The organism is Streptomyces sp. CLV115, from assembly GCF_038448545.1.
Classification (GTDB): domain Bacteria; phylum Actinomycetota; class Actinomycetes; order Streptomycetales; family Streptomycetaceae; genus Streptomyces; species Streptomyces sanglieri.
Genome location: NZ_JBCEWQ010000009.1, coordinates 46890 through 63645, shown reverse-complemented (window position 1 = coordinate 63645; position 16756 = coordinate 46890). Strand labels below are relative to the sequence as shown.

Sequence of the window (16756 nt, the reverse complement as noted above, 5' to 3'; positions counted from 1 at the left end):
CACCTCTGTCCACTGTTCGGCAACGCGGCACCGCCTTTCACCGCGCCGAGTGAAAGGCGTCACACCAAGAGGGTCGGTTGGGCTGTGGGGAACCTGGGTAAAGCTGGGGACAGCCCTGGGGAGAAACCCCCCTGTCCTGTGCATCGGGTGTGCAGAACTTTCCTGTGTCCACAGAAGCGCCGTGTTGTCCACCGGTGCCGCCCACAGGTGCAGTGGATAAAAAACAGGACCTGACCTGCGGAAACGACGTTATCCACGGTTTCCACAGGCCCTACTACTACTGCCACATAGAGTTAGCCCGGAATCCGCTTCGAAGTGGGGCCTGTGCACAACTCGGCGCCGGAGCTCTCCGAACCTCTTGTCGCGACTTGACCCCGAGCAGCACCGAGTGTCGGTGCCGTACGTCAGACTGGTCCCCGGCGTCCTCGCTGCTTCGGCGGCAAAGGACGCGATCAGACGACGAAGGCCAGCAGGGCGAGCGAGCAACAGCAGGAGGCGGTTCCGGTGAAGATCCGGGTGGAGCGCGATGTACTCGCGGAGGCTGTGGCCTGGGTGGCCCGTAGCCTCCCGGCCCGTCCGCCGGCGCCCGTTCTTGCGGGCCTTCTGCTGAAGGCTGAGGACGGCGCCCTCAGCTTCTCCAGCTTCGACTACGAGGTCTCGGCCCGGGTCTCGGTGGACGCCGAGGTCGAAGAGGACGGCACGGTGCTGGTCTCCGGCCGGCTCCTCGCCGACATCTGCCGCGCCCTCCCCAACCGCCCGGTGGAGATTTCCACAGACGGTGTACGGGCGACCGTGGTCTGCGGCTCCTCGCGATTCACACTCCACACCCTTCCTGTGGAGGAGTACCCGGCACTCCCCGAGATGCCGACCGCGACCGGCACGGTGCCCGGCGAGGTCTTCGCCTCGGCCGCTGCCCAGGTCGCCATCGCCGCGGGCCGCGACGACACGCTGCCGGTGCTGACCGGTGTGCGGATCGAGATCGAGGGCGACACCGTCACCCTGGCCTCGACCGACCGCTACCGCTTCGCGGTCCGCGAGTTCCTCTGGAAGCCGGAGAACCCGGACGCCTCCGCGGTCGCCCTGGTGCCCGCCAAGACGCTGCTGGACACCGCCAAGGCCCTGACCAGCGGTGACACGGTCACCCTGGCGCTGTCCGGCTCAGGTGCCGGTGAGGGTCTGATCGGTTTCGAGGGCGCGGGCCGGCGTACGACCACGCGGCTGCTCGAAGGCGATCTGCCGAAGTACCGCACGCTCTTCCCCACCGAGTTCAACTCGGTCGCGGTCATCGAGACGGCGCCGTTCGTCGAGGCCGTCAAGCGCGTGGCCCTCGTCGCCGAGCGGAACACCCCGGTGCGGCTCAGCTTCGAGCAGGGCGTGCTGATCCTGGAAGCCGGTTCCAGCGACGACGCACAGGCTGTGGAGCGGGTCGACGCGGTGCTGGAGGGCGACGACATCTCGATCGCCTTCAACCCGACCTTCCTGCTGGACGGGCTGAGCGCGATCGACTCCCCGGTCGCCCAGCTCTCGTTCACGACGTCCACCAAGCCCGCGCTGCTCAGCGGCCGCCCGGCCGTGGACGCCGAGGCGGACGACGCGTACAAGTACCTGATCATGCCGGTCCGCCTCTCCGGCTGACCCGCTCCTTTGGCCGGTCCCGCCGATCGGCCGATCCGGTCATCGGTCCTGTCACGGCGGTTCCCGACGGGCACGCTCGGCGCCGAGCATGCCCGTCGGTCCGTCCCCGGCCGGGCGTAGGCTCGTCCTCGGGTACGAATCGGCACAACGCTTAAGGAATCTCTGATGGAGCTCGGTCTCGTCGGCCTCGGCAAGATGGGCGGCAACATGCGCGAGCGCATCCGCCGCGCAGGCCACACCGTCATCGGTTACGACCGCAACCCGGACGTCTCCGATGTCCACAGCCTCGAAGAGCTTGTGGGCAAGCTGAAGGGGCCCCGGGTCGTCTGGGTGATGGTTCCGGCCGGCGCGCCGACCCAGGCCACCATCGACGAGCTCGCCGGTCTCCTCTCCCCCGGCGACATCGTCGTGGACGGCGGCAACTCCCGCTGGACCGACGACGAGAAGCACGCGGTCGAGCTGGGCATCAAGGGCATCGGCTTCGTCGACTGCGGCGTCTCCGGCGGCGTCTGGGGCCTGGAGAACGGCTACGCGCTGATGTACGGCGGCGACGCCGAGAACGTGGCGAAGGTCCAGCCGGTCTTCGACGCGCTGAAGCCCGAGGGCGACTTCGGTTCCGTCCACGCGGGCAAGGTCGGCGCCGGCCACTTCGCGAAGATGGTCCACAACGGCATCGAGTACGCCATGATGCAGGCCTACGCCGAGGGCTGGGAGCTCCTGGAGAAGGTCGACTCCGTCACCGATGTGCGCGAGGTCTTCCGCTCCTGGCAGGAGGGCACGGTCATCCGTTCCTGGCTGCTCGACCTGGCGGTCAACGCGCTGGACGACGACGAGCACCTCGACAAGCTGCGCGGCTTCGCCGCCGACTCCGGCGAGGGCCGGTGGACGGTGGAGGCCGCGATCGACAACGCGGTGCCGCTGCCCGCGATCACCGCGTCGCTCTTCGCGCGTTTCGCCTCGCGCCAGGAGGACTCCCCGCAGATGAAGATGATCGCCGCGCTGCGCAACCAGTTCGGTGGCCACGCGGTCGAGAACAAGAAGTAACGCAACGGGAAGCGGGCCGGGCCACGGCGGCCGGTCCGCGCCACGAAGCACGGAGCAGGAAGCCGGGAAGGTCGGCGTACACCCATGCATGTCACGCATCTCTCGCTGGCCGACTTCCGCTCGTACGCCCGGGTCGAGGTACCTCTCGAACCGGGCGTCACCGCTTTCGTGGGAGCCAACGGCCAGGGCAAGACGAATCTGGTCGAGGCGGTCGGCTATCTCGCGACGCTCGGCAGCCACCGGGTCTCCTCCGACGCGCCACTGGTGCGGATGGGCGCCGACCGGGCCGTGATCCGTGCCGCCGTGACACAGGGGGAGCGTTCGCAGCTGATCGAGCTGGAACTCAATCCCGGTAAGGCCAACCGGGCCCGTATCAATAGATCGTCGCAGGTCAGACCACGTGACGTGCTGGGGATAGTACGTACGGTGCTGTTCGCGCCGGAGGACCTGGCGCTGGTCAAGGGCGACCCCGGGGAGCGCCGGCGCTTCCTCGACGAGCTGATCACGGCCCGTTCGCCGCGGATGGCCGGGGTGCGCTCGGACTACGAGCGGGTGCTGAAGCAGCGCAACACCCTGCTGAAGTCGGCGGCGATGGCGCGCCGGCACGGCGGCCGGTCGATGGACCTGTCCACGCTCGACGTCTGGGACCAGCACCTGGGCCGGGTGGGCGCGGAGCTGCTGGCGCAGCGGCTGGATCTGATCGCCACCCTTCAGCCGCTGGCGGACAAGGCGTACGCGGATGTCGCGCCGGGTGGCGGCCCGCTGGCGCTGGAGTACCGCAGCTCGGTCGGGGCGGGCGTGGAGTCCGCGCGTACCCGTGAGGAGCTGTACGAGCAGCTGATCGCCGCCCTGGCGGAGGTCCGCAAGCAGGAGATCGAGCGGGGCGTGACGCTGGTCGGGCCGCACCGCGACGATCTGCTGCTGGGGCTGCGGGGCATGCCGGCCAAGGGGTACGCGAGCCATGGCGAGTCCTGGTCGTACGCGCTGGCGCTGCGGCTGGCCTCGTACGACCTGCTGCGCAGCGAGGGCAACGAGCCGGTGCTGGTGCTGGACGACGTCTTCGCGGAGCTGGACGCCCGGCGCCGGGAGCGGCTGGCGGAGCTGGTGGCCCCGGGCGAACAGGTGCTCGTGACGGCCGCGGTGGACGACGACGTTCCGGGGGTGCTGGCGGGAACCCGGTTCGCGGTGTCCGCGGGTGAGGTGGAGCGGCTGTGAGCGGCCGGGGCGACGGAGCCGGGGAGCCGGGGCAGGAGCGTGCCGGCGGTGGCAGGGCGCCGGAGCCCTCGGGCGTCGATCTGGCGCGGGTCGCCCTGCGCGCGGCGAAGGAGCAGGCGCGGGCGCGCGGCGCCGCCGCACAGCAGAAGAAGCAGGCCCGGCGGGGCGGCGGGCTGCGGTCGGGCGCGCGGGCCGACGGGCGCGACCCGCAGCCGCTGGGCTCCGCGATCAACCGGCTGATCACCGAGCGCGGCTGGGAGACCCCGGCGGCGGTGGGTGGGGTCATGGGGCGCTGGCCGCAGATCGTGGGTGAAGATCTGGCCAAACATTGTGTGCCTTTGAAGTACGACGAGGACCCGGACGAGCGGGTGCTGACGGTGCAGTGCGACTCGACGGCATGGGCGACGCAGCTGCGGCTGCTGGCGCCCCAGCTGGTGGCCCGGCTGAACGCGGATCTGGGACAGGGCACGGTCCGGATGATCAAGGTGCTGGGGCCCGGCGGCCCGCAGCGCAGGTTCGGTCCGCTGCGCGCACCCGGGAGCACCGGCCCCGGCGACACATACGGCTGACCTGCGCTTTTCTCCTGGCCGACCGGCATCCGGGCTGTTCCCGGGCATTGCACGGTCCCCCTTCCCGGCTCTGCCGCGGCTCCGTGCCGACCGCCCGGGGCTCCTGTCCGCCGGGTCCGTCTTGTGCGGGTCTGTGGTGGTTGCGGCCACGCGGTGAGAGTGGGGCGTCCCTCACGGTAGCGGGAGGTTGACAGGCCGAAGCGCTCAAGGCCCGCGTGAGCCTCCTGGGGGCCCTCCCTGAATATGGGGAGTCGTCAGCCGCTCATTCAGGGCGGCACATGCGTACTCAGGTACCGGCAAACCCCCATTCATGTCGGCGCTACCGGTAGACTGGTGAACAATCCCGCGTCCTTGCGGGAGTCGTCGATACAAGCCGAACGACGCAGCCGCTCCCGTTTGCCCGGAGAACGGCCTGTGCTGTGCCAGAAAGGGCGCTTCGTGGCCGATTCCGGCAACCCCAACGAGAACATTCCGTCCACACCCGGTGAGAGCGCCGAGGCTTTCGCCGCGGTCGAGTCCGCCGGCGCGGGCGAGGTCACGGCCTCGTACGACGCCAGCGCGATCACCGTCCTGGAGGGTCTGGACGCGGTCCGCAAGCGGCCTGGCATGTACATCGGTTCCACCGGTGAGCGCGGCCTCCACCACCTCGTGTACGAGGTCGTCGACAACTCGGTCGACGAGGCGCTGGCCGGGCACGCGGACACGATCGACGTCACGGTCCTCGCCGACGGCGGGGTCCGCGTGATCGACAACGGCCGAGGCATCCCGGTCGGCATCGTGCCGTCGGAGAAGAAGCCCGCGGTCGAGGTCGTGCTGACGGTGCTGCACGCCGGCGGCAAGTTCGGCGGCGGCGGCTACGCCGTCTCCGGCGGTCTGCACGGTGTCGGTGTCTCCGTGGTCAACGCGCTGTCGTCGCGGGTCTCGGTCGAGGTCCGGACGGACGGATACCGCTGGACCCAGGACTACAAGCTCGGTGTGCCCACGGCGCCGCTGGCCCGCAACGAGGCCACCGAGGAGACGGGCACGTCCGTCACCTTCTGGGCCGACGGGGACATCTTCGAGACGACCGAGTACTCCTTCGAGACCCTGTCGCGCCGCTTCCAGGAGATGGCGTTCCTCAACAAGGGCCTGACGATCAGGCTCACCGACGAGCGCGAGTCGGCGAAGGCGACGCTGGGCGCGGACGTCGCCGAGGTGGCCGAGGCCGGCGAGGCGGAGCAGGCCCGCACGGTCACGTACCACTACGAGGGCGGCATCGTCGACTTCGTGAAGTACCTGAACTCCCGCAAGGGCGATGTCATCCACCAGTCGGTGATCGACATCGAGGCCGAGGACAAGGAGCGTCTCCTCTCGGCCGAGATCGCCATGCAGTGGAACACCCAGTACAGCGAGGGCGTCTACTCCTTCGCGAACACGATCCACACGCATGAGGGCGGTACCCACGAGGAGGGCTTCCGCGCCGCGCTGACCACGCTGGTCAACAAGTACGCGCGCGAGAAGAAGCTGCTGCGCGAGAAGGACGACAACCTCACGGGTGACGACATCCGCGAGGGTCTGACGGCGATCATCTCGGTGAAGCTGGGCGAGCCGCAGTTCGAGGGCCAGACGAAGACCAAGCTGGGCAACACGGAGGCCAAGACCTTCGTCCAGAAGGTCGTTCACGAGCAGCTCACGGACTGGTTCGACCGCAATCCCAACGAGGCGGCCGACATCATCCGCAAGGGCATCGCGGCGGCCACGGCCCGCGTCGCGGCCCGCAAGGCGCGCGATCTGACCCGCCGCAAGGGGCTCCTGGAGAGCGCCTCGCTGCCGGGCAAGCTGAGCGACTGCCAGTCCAACGACCCGACGAAGTGCGAGATCTTCATCGTCGAGGGTGACTCCGCCGGTGGTTCGGCGAAGTCCGGCCGCAATCCGATGTACCAGGCGATCCTGCCGATCCGCGGCAAGATCCTGAACGTCGAGAAGGCCCGGGTCGACAAGATCCTGCAGAACACCGAGGTCCAGGCGCTGATCTCGGCCTTCGGTACCGGGGTCCACGAGGACTTCGACATCGAGAAGCTGCGCTATCACAAGATCATTTTGATGGCGGACGCCGACGTCGACGGTCAGCACATCAACACCCTGCTGCTGACGTTCCTCTTCCGCTTCATGCGTCCGCTGGTCGAGGCCGGCCACGTGTACCTGTCCCGCCCGCCGCTCTACAAGATCAAGTGGGGCCGCGACGACTTTGAGTACGCGTACTCGGACCGGGAGCGCGACGCCCTGGTCGAGCTGGGCAAGCAGAACGGCAAGCGGATCAAGGAAGACTCGATCCAGCGCTTCAAGGGTCTCGGCGAGATGAACGCCGAGGAGCTGCGCGTCACCACCATGGACGTCGACCACCGGGTTCTCGGCCAGGTCACGCTGGACGACGCGGCGCAGGCCGACGACCTCTTCTCGGTGCTGATGGGCGAGGACGTCGAGGCGCGGCGCTCGTTCATCCAGCGCAACGCCAAGGACGTCCGCTTCCTCGACATCTGAGTCGGCCGGACCAGCAAGCCGCCGCCCGAAAGGACTTTGACCAGCAATGGCCGACGAGAACACCCCTGTGACACCCGAAGAGGAGCCCGCCGCCGCGGTGGGCATGCGTGTCGAGCCCGTGGGGCTCGAAACGGAGATGCAGCGCTCGTACCTCGACTACGCGATGTCCGTCATCGTCTCGCGTGCGCTGCCGGACGTACGGGACGGCCTCAAGCCCGTCCACCGCCGGGTGCTGTACGCGATGTACGACGGCGGCTACCGGCCCGAGAAGGGCTTCTACAAGTGCGCCCGTGTCGTCGGTGACGTCATGGGTACGTACCACCCGCACGGTGACTCGTCGATCTACGACGCCCTGGTGCGTCTGGCGCAGCCGTGGTCGATGCGCATGCCGCTGGTGGACTCCAACGGCAACTTCGGTTCCCCGGGCAACGACCCGGCCGCCGCCATGCGGTACACCGAGTGCAAGATGATGCCGCTGTCCATGGAGATGGTCCGGGACATCGACGAGGAGACCGTCGACTTCCAGGACAACTACGACGGCCGCAACCAGGAGCCGACGGTCCTGCCGGCGCGGTTCCCGAACCTGCTGGTCAACGGTTCGGCGGGGATCGCGGTCGGCATGGCGACCAACATCCCGCCGCACAACCTGCGCGAGGTCGCGGCCGGTGCGCAGTGGTACCTGGAGCACCCGGAGGCCTCGCAGGAGGAGCTCCTGGAGGCGCTGATCGAGCGGATCAAGGGCCCGGACTTCCCGACCGGCGCGCTCGTCGTGGGCCGCAAGGGCATCGAGGAGGCGTACCGCACCGGCCGTGGCTCGATCACGATGCGCGCGGTCGTCGCGGTCGAGGAGATCCAGAACCGGCAGTGCCTGGTCGTCACGGAGCTTCCGTACCAGACCAACCCCGACAACCTCGCGCAGAAGATCGCCGACCTGGTGAAGGACGGCAAGGTCGGCGGGATCGCGGACGTCCGTGACGAGACGTCGTCGCGTACCGGGCAGCGGCTGGTCGTCGTGCTGAAGCGGGACGCGGTCGCCAAGGTCGTGCTGAACAACCTGTACAAGCACACCGACCTGCAGTCGAACTTCGGCGCCAACATGCTGGCGCTGGTCGACGGGGTGCCGCGCACGCTGTCGATCGACGCGTTCATCCGCCACTGGGTGACGCACCAGATCGAGGTCATCGTCCGGCGTACGAAGTTCCGGCTGCGCAAGGCGGAGGAGCGGGCGCACATCCTGCGCGGTCTGCTCAAGGCGCTGGACGCGATCGACGAGGTCATCGCGCTCATCCGGCGCAGCCAGACGGTCGAGGTGGCGCGCGAGGGCCTGATGGGCCTGCTGGAGATCGACGAGATCCAGGCGAACGCCATCCTGGAGATGCAGCTGCGCCGGCTGGCCGCGCTGGAGCACCAGAAGATCACCGCCGAGCACGACGAGCTCCAGGCGAAGATCAACGAGTACAACGCGATCCTGGTGTCGCCCGAGCGGCAGCGGAAGATCGTCAGCGAGGAGCTGGCGGCGATCGTCGAGAAGTTCGGCGACGACCGGCGCTCCAAGCTGGTGCCCTTCGACGGTGACATGTCCATCGAGGACCTGATCGCCGAGGAGGACATCGTCGTCACGATCTCGCGCGGCGGCTATGTGAAGCGCACCAAGACGGACGACTACCGCTCGCAGAAGCGCGGCGGCAAGGGCGTGCGCGGCACGAAGCTCAAGGAAGACGACATCGTCGACCACTTCTTCGTGTCGACGACGCACCACTGGCTGCTGTTCTTCACGAACAAGGGCCGGGTGTACCGGGCGAAGGCGTACGAGCTCCCGGACGCCGGCCGCGACGCCCGCGGTCAGCACGTCGCCAACCTGCTGGCCTTCCAGCCGGACGAGCAGATCGCGCAGATCCTGGCGATCCGCGACTACGAGGCCGCGCCCTATCTGATCCTGGCCACGAAGGGCGGTCTGGTGAAGAAGACCGCGCTGAAGGACTACGACTCGCCGCGTTCCGGTGGCGTCATCGCGATCAACCTCCGCGAGATGCCGGACGGTGACGAGGGCACCGCCGACGAGCTGATCGGTGCGGAGCTGGTTTCGGCCGAGGACGACCTGCTGCTCATCAGCAAGAAGGCCCAGTCGATCAGGTTCACCGCGACGGACGACGCGCTGCGCCCGATGGGCCGTGCGACCTCGGGTGTCAAGGGCATGAGTTTCCGCGAGGGCGACGAACTGCTCTCGATGAATGTTGTCCGGCCGGGTACGTTCGTGTTCACTGCCACCGACGGTGGTTACGCGAAGCGGACCCCCGTCGACGAATACCGGGTTCAGGGCCGTGGCGGTCTGGGCATCAAGGCTGCCAAGATCGTCGAGGACCGGGGCTCGCTGGTCGGCGCGCTGGTGGTCGAGGAGACGGACGAGATTCTCGCCATCACGCTCGGCGGTGGTGTGATTCGCACGCGAGTCAATGAAGTCAGGGAGACGGGCCGTGACACCATGGGCGTCCAACTGATCAATCTGGGCAAGCGCGATGCCGTCGTCGGTATTGCCCGTAACGCCGAAGCCGGTCGTGAGGCCGAAGAAGTCGAGGGGTCCGAGGACTCCGAGGCCGCTGTGGCGGAGGGTGTCGAGAGCACGGTCGAGGGCAATGTCGAAGGCACGTCGCCTTCGGCAGGGGAGCACGAGGAGTAGAGCGTGAGTGGAGCCACGGGCGCCGGTTCGGCCGCTTCCGGAGCTGGAGCGAACGGTGCCCGTGGCCCTGCCACGGACTCCCAAGGGGGCATTGTGACGGATACCCGGGGGCCTCAGCCCCAGTACGAGGGCTACGCGACCGGGCCGTTGCCGGGTGAGCGGGAGCCCGCGCCGGGGCAGGCGAGCGGGCCGTACCACCCGCCGCAGGCATACCCCTCGCCCGCGGGCGGGACCCAGGGCGGCCGGCCGCAGGGCACCCAGGGCGGTGCGCAGGGCGTCGGCGCCGCGCAGGCGGCCCGGCGGCCGCGGACGGGGGCGCGGACGACCCCGCGTACCCGCAAGGCGCGGCTGCGGGTGGCCAAGGCCGATCCGTGGTCGGTGATGAAGGTCAGCTTCCTGCTCTCCATCGCGCTCGGCATCTGCACGGTGGTGGCGTCGGCCGTGCTGTGGATGGTGATGGACGCCATGGGCGTCTTCGAGACCGTGGGCGGCACGATCAGCGAGGCCACCGGCTCGAACGAGGGCAACGGCTTCGATCTCCAGTCGTTCCTGTCGCTGCCGAGGGTCCTCATCTTCACCTCGGTCATCGCGGTGATCGACGTCGTCCTGGCGACCGCCCTGGCGACGCTGGGCTCCTTCATCTACAACTTGTCGGCGGGTTTCGTGGGCGGTGTCGAGCTCACGCTGGCCGAGGACGAGTAGGGCGCCGGGTATCGATTTTGGGACTGGCCCCGACGTGCGCTAATCTTCAGAAGTCAGCGCAGCAGCGCGGCGGGGCTATAGCTCAGTTGGTTAGAGCGCATCCCTGATAAGGATGAGGCCACAGGTTCAAATCCTGTTAGCCCCACCAGCACGAAGGCCCCTCACCGGAAACGGTGGGGGGCCTTCGGCATTGCGGCGGGAATTACGGCTGACGGCCATGACCGGCGTAAGCAGGTTGGCCGCATGTCCTCCGTACTTGTGGTCGGTTACGACCCGCAGGCACTGCCCGGTACTGACGCGGAGACCGTGCGCGCGGCTCTCGACGGGGCGCTGAAGGGGTTCGCGGAGATCGGCGTCGAAGCGGCCATGACGCCGGTCGTGTCCGACGGGTCCGCCGAACCCGCGCTCGTCGCGTCGCTGGCCGAGCGTCCGTGGGACGTGGTGGTCGTCGGGGGCGGGATCCGCGAGACCGAGCAACTGCTCCCGCTCTTCGAGCAGATCGTGAATCTGATCCACCGCCATGCGCCGCAGGCCGCCATCGCGTTCAACACCGGTGCCACCGACACCGTCGAGGCGGCGCAGTGCCGGCTCGGGTGGCCGAGAAGGCCGCTGAGGGCACGGAGAAGCCCCCGTCCGGTGTGAACCGGCCCGGGGGCTCAGCAGGTCAGTGGAGCGGCTCTCAGGGTGGCAGCAGGGACGCGTCCCCCGCCGGGGCGCCGTGGCTGGTGCGGGCGGCGTTCCTGATGTCCGTGGTGTCCGTGGCGTCCACGGACAGATGGCGGGTGGCGGGCGAGGAGCCGTGTGCCTCGGCGCGGATGCGCTGCTTCATCGTGGGTGGCAGTGCCCGGTCGCGCGGAAGGGTCCATCGCACCGACGGGGTGGTCGCGGTTGCCGCGGTCGCTCCCGTGTGCTCCTGGTTCGTGGTGGTCGGCTCCGTGGCGCTCTGCTCCGTGGCCGCCGCCGGGGTGCTCATGAATCCCAGCGCGGTGAGCAGAGCGAAAAGGGCGGTGACGAAGGCGGTCCAGATGCTCTTGGGCTTGAAGGTGCTCATGGCCCCTCGCTTTCGGGTGGTCCGGTTTGCTTACCTTTCTGATGATGTGGATGTGGCTCCCGATTTCATGGACCGACGCCACCGATCCGCCGATCTTCGGATGAACACCACTCGTATGGTTCAACCGGAGTCGACGGACTCCTACGGGGTCGCGTACCGGGGTCCGTTCCGTCGGCCGGAGCGCTCCTCGCAGGAGCGCTCTTCCCCGGGCGCCAGTTGGGTCGCGGGCAGGTCACCGGTTGATATCGGCCGGTGTGTATAGTCGGGCGGCAGAAGTCCCCTACGTCAAGGAAAGACGAGGTCGCGCGGTGAAGAAGCTTCTCCTGGTCGCACTGGCCGCCATCGGCGGGCTCCTCGTGTACCGCCAGATCCAGGCGGATCGCGCCGAGCAGGATCTGTGGACGGAGGCGACTGACTCCGTGCCCGCAGGTTCGGGTGTGTGAGACAGAACAGCCTGATTGCGGGCCCCGGTCGCTGAGCGGCCGGGGCTTCGTGCTGTTGCGGGACCGTGACACCTGTGCTCTTGAGTTCACCCGAGCAAATCAATACGTTGCGTAAGCAAAATTGCCGGGTGGGTCGAGGGGGCACGGGTGAAGGCACGGGACCGGTTTCGCAGCGCAGTCGCGGGGGCGTGGATCGGTGGGGCGCTGCTCGCCCTGATCGCGGGCGGGCCGCCGGCTGTGGCGGCACCCCCGGGCGGTGCGGCCGCCGGACCGGAGCCGTCCGGGGCCGGCCGGAACGGCGGCCTGGTCATGGTCCTCGACTCGTCCGGCTCCATGGCGGACGACGACGGCACCGGGCGCTCCCGCATGGAGAGCGCCCGTAGGGCCGTCGGGACCGTCGTCGACGGTCTTCCCGACGGCTACCCGACCGGGCTGCGGGTGTACGGAGCCGACCGCACCCGGGGCTGCGCGGACACCCGGCTGGTACGGCCGGTGCGCGGACTCGACCGGGCGGCCCTGAAGCGGGCCGTGGCGGCCGTACGGCCCCGGGGCGACACCCCCATCGGTCCGTCGCTGCGGAAGGCCGCCGAGGACCTTCCGAGGCCCTCGGCAGGTGCCGTCGGTACGCGCACGATCCTGCTGGTCTCCGACGGTGAGGACAACTGCGGAGCGCCGGGCCCCTGCGAGGTCGCCGAGCGGCTCGGCAAGGAGGTCACCGGGCTGCGGATCGACACGGTGGGCTTCCAGGTGAGGGGCGCGGCCCGCGAGCAGCTCGAATGCATCGCTGCGGCGGGCGGCGGCCGCTACTACGACGCACCGGACGCCGATTCGCTGGCCCGGCAGCTCCAGCGGGCCTCACAACTCTCCGCGGACGGCTACCGGTTGCGGGGCGAGCGGGTCACGGGCACGGCGACGGCCGCGGGGGCGCCCGTGCTCGTACCGGGGCAGTACCTCGACACCATCGGACCGGGCGAGAAGCGGTACTACGCGGTGGACCTGGACGACGTCTCGACGGCGGACTTCTCGGTCACGGCGGTGCCGCAGGCCGGGGCGGCCGTCGACACCTTCGACGCGATGCGTACCAGCATCGCGTACGGCACCGACAATTCCTGCGGTACGGAGACCGCGCGTTTTCTCCAGAAGGAAGGGGCGACCCCGCTGACCTCGGCGGTCGCCCGTGTCCCCTCGGCGCGCGGCACGGGCCCCTGCGACCGGGCGGGGCGGTACCGGCTGGTGGTCGAGCGGGAGAGCAAGAAGGGTTCCGACGCCGCGCGTTGGCCGCTCGAACTCGTCCACGGGGTGGAGCGGCCCCTGAAGAAGGGCGTCGTGCCCGCCCAGTCGCAGCCGGAGTACGGCAAGGGCGGCGAGGACGCCGTGCTGCCCTCCGGCGATCCGCGCGACGTGCGGGGCGGCACCGGCTTCAACGACGCCGAGGAGATCGGCCGGGGCGTGTGGCGCGACCGGATCCTCCCGGCGCAGACCCTCTGGTACAAGGTCCCGGTCGGCTGGGGCCGGCAGGTGCGCTACGACGTGGAGTTCGCCAACGAGCCCACCCTGGAGCGGGGCGGCTCCACGTACTCGTACGGGGCGACGCAGCTGTTCACCCCGGCCCGGTTCCCGCTCACCGGGGGCGGCGAGTTCGACCCGACGACCATGTACAGCGGCCGGCCGGCGGCGATCGCGATGGGCGGCGTACCGGTCGCCTGGACCAACCGCTACGAGAGCGCCCCCCAGGTCCGGCCCGTGCACGCCGGAGGCGACTTCTACATCTCGGTGACGCTGGGGGCGCGGGCCGCGGACATCGCGCGGAACGCGCGGATCGGTGTGGTGCTGCGAGTGGCGGTGCTCGGCGACGAGTTGGCCGGACCCGAGCACAACGCCCCTGCCGCAGCCGGGAAGGCGGGCGGGGCTGTGGACAAGAAAGCGGACAACAAGGGCAATTCGAGCAGTGTCGGAGACAGCGGCGGTACGGGCGGGGCAGGATGGACCGGCATTGCGGCCGCTGCCGGGGCGGGCGCCGTGGTGGTGGTGATCGCAGGGCTCGTGTTCGTACGCGGGCGTCGCGGGCGGACCGCACAGACGACGAGGGGGAGCGCGTGATGAGGCAGCGCAGCAGGGGCCGGGTGGCGCTGGCCGCGGTCGCGGCGATGTGCGCGGCGGCGGCGCTGCCGGGGCAGGCGTACGCGGCCGGGGAGCCCGCCGCGTACACCTTCGATCCCGGGGCGAAGAAGGTCGACGGTGCGGAGGCCAGTACCGACGCGTCGGCGCTGACGCCGGGATCGGTCTACCGGAGCTCGATCAAGCCCGGCCAGAAGCTCTACTACCGCCTGAATCTCGACGCGAGGACGAACGGCTACGTCTCGGCGGTGGCCGTGCCCAGGGGGGCCGGCCAGGTCGCCTACGGGGACGGCGTCACGGTCAGCATCCGCGACAGCTCGGACCTCCAGTGCAGTTCGGAGGACGCGCGCTTCGAGTCGGCGGAGTTCCCGCGCCCGATCGCGGCGTACGCCTACCGGACCGTGACGAAGGACAGCAGCACCTGCCAGGAAGCCGGTACGTACAACGTCCTGATCGAGCGGGAGAGCAAGGAGACCTCCGCCCCCGGCGAGTGGGATCTGGAGCTGCGCTACGAGTCGGAGCCGCAGCTGAAGTCGGCCGGTTCGATGCCGACCGACGCGCCGGAGGACTGGCCGTCGGCCTCGCCCGTGCCGCCCACCACCGCCCCGCAGAAGCGGTCGGGCGGCAGCGGCTACTACGACGCGACCGGCCTGTGGACCGGCGAGTGGAAGGAGGAGGGCGGCATCAGGCCGGGACAGACCCTCTTCTACCGCGTGCCGGTGGACTGGGGTCAGCAGGTCTTCGCCACCGCCACCCTCAGCAACAACAACGCCTCGGACGAGTACATCGGCAACGCGCTCGCGCTGTCCCTGGACAATCCGGCGCACGGCCACGTCGACTCCGCGACGCCGCTGTCGTACTCCGGGAAGCCCACCTCCGTCTCGCTGGATCCGCTGCCCCCGGTGGCGTACGAGAACCGGTACGACTCCTCCAGCAGCGTCAGCGCCATGCGGTTCGCCGGCTGGTACTACCTGTCGGTGACGCTCAGCCCGCAGGTCGCGAAGTCGTACGGCAAGAACGGGATTCCGCTGACCATCAGGGTCAAGGTCGAGGGGACGGCCGGGAAGTCGCCCTACGCGGGGGGCGCCGGGATCTTCTCGGTCACACAGGACGACAGGGGCATGGCGGAGAAGGGCCTGAGCGGCCCGCAGGCGGTCAAGAGCGGCCGGATGAAGGTGATCGGCGCGGCCGGGATCGGCGCGGGATCGGTGCTGGTGCTCGGGCTCGGGGTGTGGACACTGCTGGCCCGGCGTCGCGCGGCCGCCGCCCCGGCGGCCCCGTCCGGCGGCAGCCGGCCGTACGGAGGCCCGCCGCAGGCCTGGTAGCCGGGGCGGGGCAGGGGCCGGGCCCTGCAGGACACGGCCCCGGGCCCTGTACGGCGTGGACCCGGGGCGGTCGTAGGAATCAGCTCTGGGTCAGCGCCCAGATGCCCACCGCGAAACAGATCAACGCGACCACCAGCACCGGGACCGCCACCTTCGGGGACGGTCCCGGACGGTTCTGCGGGGCGGGCGTGTGCGCCGGAGCGGGCGCTGGTGAATGCGCCTGCGCCGGTGGTTGTGCCTGTGGCTGTCCGGCGGTGTACGCGCGGGTGGGCGCCGGTTCGTGCTGCACGGCCGCCGTGGGCGCGTGCGAGGCATCCGGGACGGGAGCGGCGTACGGGGACGCGGCGGGCGCCGGGAACGGAGTGTGCGGTGTGACCGGCTGGGCCGGCTGAATCTGCTGGGGCGACGGTGTGGGCTGCTGCGGAGGAGGCGGGAGGTGGAAGCTGCCCGTCTCCGACATCGGGACCGGCGGCTGGGCGTAGGGCTGTTGTGCGCCCTGCGCGTGCTGCGTTCCCTGCGTGCTTTGTGTGCTCTGTGGGTTCTGCGCGGGGGACGGGGCCGGTCCATCGGGGCCGAAACCCGCGGGCAGCGGCCCGAGTTGGTCGAAGACCTCGACCGGCTCGTCCTCGTCCGCGGGCTCCGGCAGCATCTCGACCGCGGCCGTCAGCGCCTTGCGCGCACCCGTGGCCGTACGGAACCGGGCCTGCGGATCCGGCTGCAGCAGCCCCGCGAGGACCTGCCACAACGGCTCGGGGATCCCCTCCGGGGCGGCGGGCGTGCCGTACGAGGCGAAGTGCTCGACGAGCGCCTGCGCGTCGGGCTTCTTGCCCTGGAGCAGATACAGCGCGACGAGCCCGACCGCGAACAGGTCCGCGGGGAAATCGGGTTCGGCGCCCATCATCTGCTCGGGCGCGAAGTAACCGGGCGTACCCACCACGTAGTTGGTCTCGGTGAGGCGCGGCTCCCCCTTGCGCATGGAGATGCCGAAGTCGGACAGCCGCAGATGCGGCCGTCCGGTACCGGTCGCCTCCATCAGGATGTTGGCCGGCTTGATGTCCCGGTGCACGACGCCCTCCGCGTGCACCGTGGACAGCCCGGACAGCAGCTGGTCGAGGAGCGTGCAGACGAACCGGGGCGGCAGCGGTCCGTAGTCGCCGATGACGTGCGCCAGCGAACCGCCGCTCACCAGGTCCATGGTGAACAGCACCTTGTCGTCGTCCGCGGCCCAGCTCGCCGGGGCGAGCACATGCGGATGCTCGATCCGCAGCGCCTGCTCGCGGACGAAGCGCAGCAGCGTGTGCGCGTCGCTCTGCTGGAGGACCTTGGCCGCCACGTAGCGGCGGCGCCGATGGTCCCAGGCCCGCCAGACGGCGCCGACCCCACCACGTCCGATCGGATCGATCAGTTCGTACCGACCGGCGAAGACCTCACCCATTGCGCTGTGCCCGCTCCCAGTT

13 protein-coding genes and 1 tRNA gene are annotated in these 16756 nt (G+C 69.9%); 12 read left to right on the top strand and 2 right to left on the bottom strand.

Annotated elements, in window-relative coordinates; translation table 11 throughout:
• The first annotated feature begins 504 nt into the window (after window positions 1–504).
• The 9 genes from dnaN to AADR41_RS05565 all read left to right on the top strand — a co-directional run bounded on the left by dnaN (window position 505) and on the right by AADR41_RS05565 (window position 11004).
• Window positions 505–1635, top strand: coding sequence for a DNA polymerase III subunit beta (gene dnaN, locus AADR41_RS05605; RefSeq protein WP_072487582.1), 1131 nt, complete (start codon window positions 505–507; stop codon window positions 1633–1635).
• 165 nt (window positions 1636–1800) lie between these two features.
• Window positions 1801–2679 carry a phosphogluconate dehydrogenase (NAD(+)-dependent, decarboxylating) gene (gene gnd, locus AADR41_RS05600; RefSeq protein WP_124719870.1) on the top strand — a complete coding sequence of 293 codons (879 nt, stop codon included), beginning with the start codon at window positions 1801–1803 and terminating at the stop codon, window positions 2677–2679.
• Between the two features lie 84 nt (window positions 2680–2763).
• Window positions 2764–3894, top strand: coding sequence for a DNA replication/repair protein RecF (gene recF, locus AADR41_RS05595; protein ID WP_342280246.1), 1131 nt, complete (start codon window positions 2764–2766; stop codon window positions 3892–3894).
• Window positions 3891–4463 (top strand): DUF721 domain-containing protein, encoded by a 573-nt coding sequence (locus AADR41_RS05590; protein WP_342280245.1) that lies wholly within the window; start codon window positions 3891–3893, stop codon window positions 4461–4463. The genes recF and AADR41_RS05590 overlap by 4 nt, the downstream gene beginning before the upstream one ends.
• Window positions 4464–4877: 414 nt before the next feature.
• The gene (gene gyrB, locus AADR41_RS05585; protein WP_342280244.1) at window positions 4878–6983 is read left to right on the top strand and encodes a DNA topoisomerase (ATP-hydrolyzing) subunit B; all 2106 of its coding nucleotides are present in this window, start codon (window positions 4878–4880) and stop codon (window positions 6981–6983) included.
• A gap of 46 nt (window positions 6984–7029) precedes the next feature.
• On the top strand, window positions 7030–9660 hold the full coding sequence (gene gyrA / locus AADR41_RS05580) for a DNA gyrase subunit A (RefSeq protein WP_342280243.1): 2631 nt from the start codon (window positions 7030–7032) through the stop codon (window positions 9658–9660).
• Between the two features lie 93 nt (window positions 9661–9753).
• Entirely contained in the window at window positions 9754–10362 is a 609-nt protein-coding gene (locus AADR41_RS05575; RefSeq protein WP_342280242.1) for a DUF3566 domain-containing protein, read from the top strand.
• Between the two features lie 71 nt (window positions 10363–10433).
• A tRNA-Ile gene (locus AADR41_RS05570) sits at window positions 10434–10510 on the top strand.
• Between the two features lie 95 nt (window positions 10511–10605).
• A complete protein-coding gene (locus tag AADR41_RS05565; RefSeq protein WP_342280241.1) occupies window positions 10606–11004 on the top strand; it encodes a hypothetical protein in 399 nt (132 codons plus the stop codon).
• A 37-nt stretch (window positions 11005–11041) separates the two neighbouring features.
• On the opposite strand, the gene AADR41_RS05560 is transcribed toward AADR41_RS05565, so the two are convergent.
• Window positions 11042–11413, bottom strand: a complete 372-nt coding sequence (locus AADR41_RS05560; RefSeq protein ID WP_342280240.1) for a DUF6344 domain-containing protein — start codon at window positions 11411–11413, stop codon at window positions 11042–11044.
• 308 nt (window positions 11414–11721) lie between these two features.
• On the opposite strand from AADR41_RS05560, the gene AADR41_RS05555 reads away from it, so the two are divergent.
• The 3 genes from AADR41_RS05555 (at window position 11722) to AADR41_RS05545 (ending at window position 15299) form a co-directional block, all read left to right on the top strand.
• Window positions 11722–11856 carry a DLW-39 family protein gene (locus AADR41_RS05555; RefSeq protein WP_003958712.1) on the top strand — a complete coding sequence of 45 codons (135 nt, stop codon included), beginning with the start codon at window positions 11722–11724 and terminating at the stop codon, window positions 11854–11856.
• A 147-nt stretch (window positions 11857–12003) separates the two neighbouring features.
• On the top strand, window positions 12004–13956 hold the full coding sequence (locus AADR41_RS05550; protein WP_342280239.1) for a vWA domain-containing protein: 1953 nt from the start codon (window positions 12004–12006) through the stop codon (window positions 13954–13956).
• Window positions 13956–15299: a hypothetical protein gene (locus tag AADR41_RS05545; RefSeq protein ID WP_342280238.1), complete on the top strand. Its 1344-nt coding sequence runs from the start codon at window positions 13956–13958 to the stop codon at window positions 15297–15299. The genes AADR41_RS05550 and AADR41_RS05545 overlap by 1 nt, the downstream gene beginning before the upstream one ends.
• 79 nt (window positions 15300–15378) lie before the next feature.
• On the opposite strand, the gene AADR41_RS05540 is transcribed toward AADR41_RS05545, so the two are convergent.
• Complete coding sequence (locus AADR41_RS05540; protein ID WP_342280237.1) at window positions 15379–16734, bottom strand: serine/threonine-protein kinase; 1356 nt, start codon at window positions 16732–16734, stop codon at window positions 15379–15381.
• Between the last annotated feature and the right edge of the window lie 22 nt (window positions 16735–16756).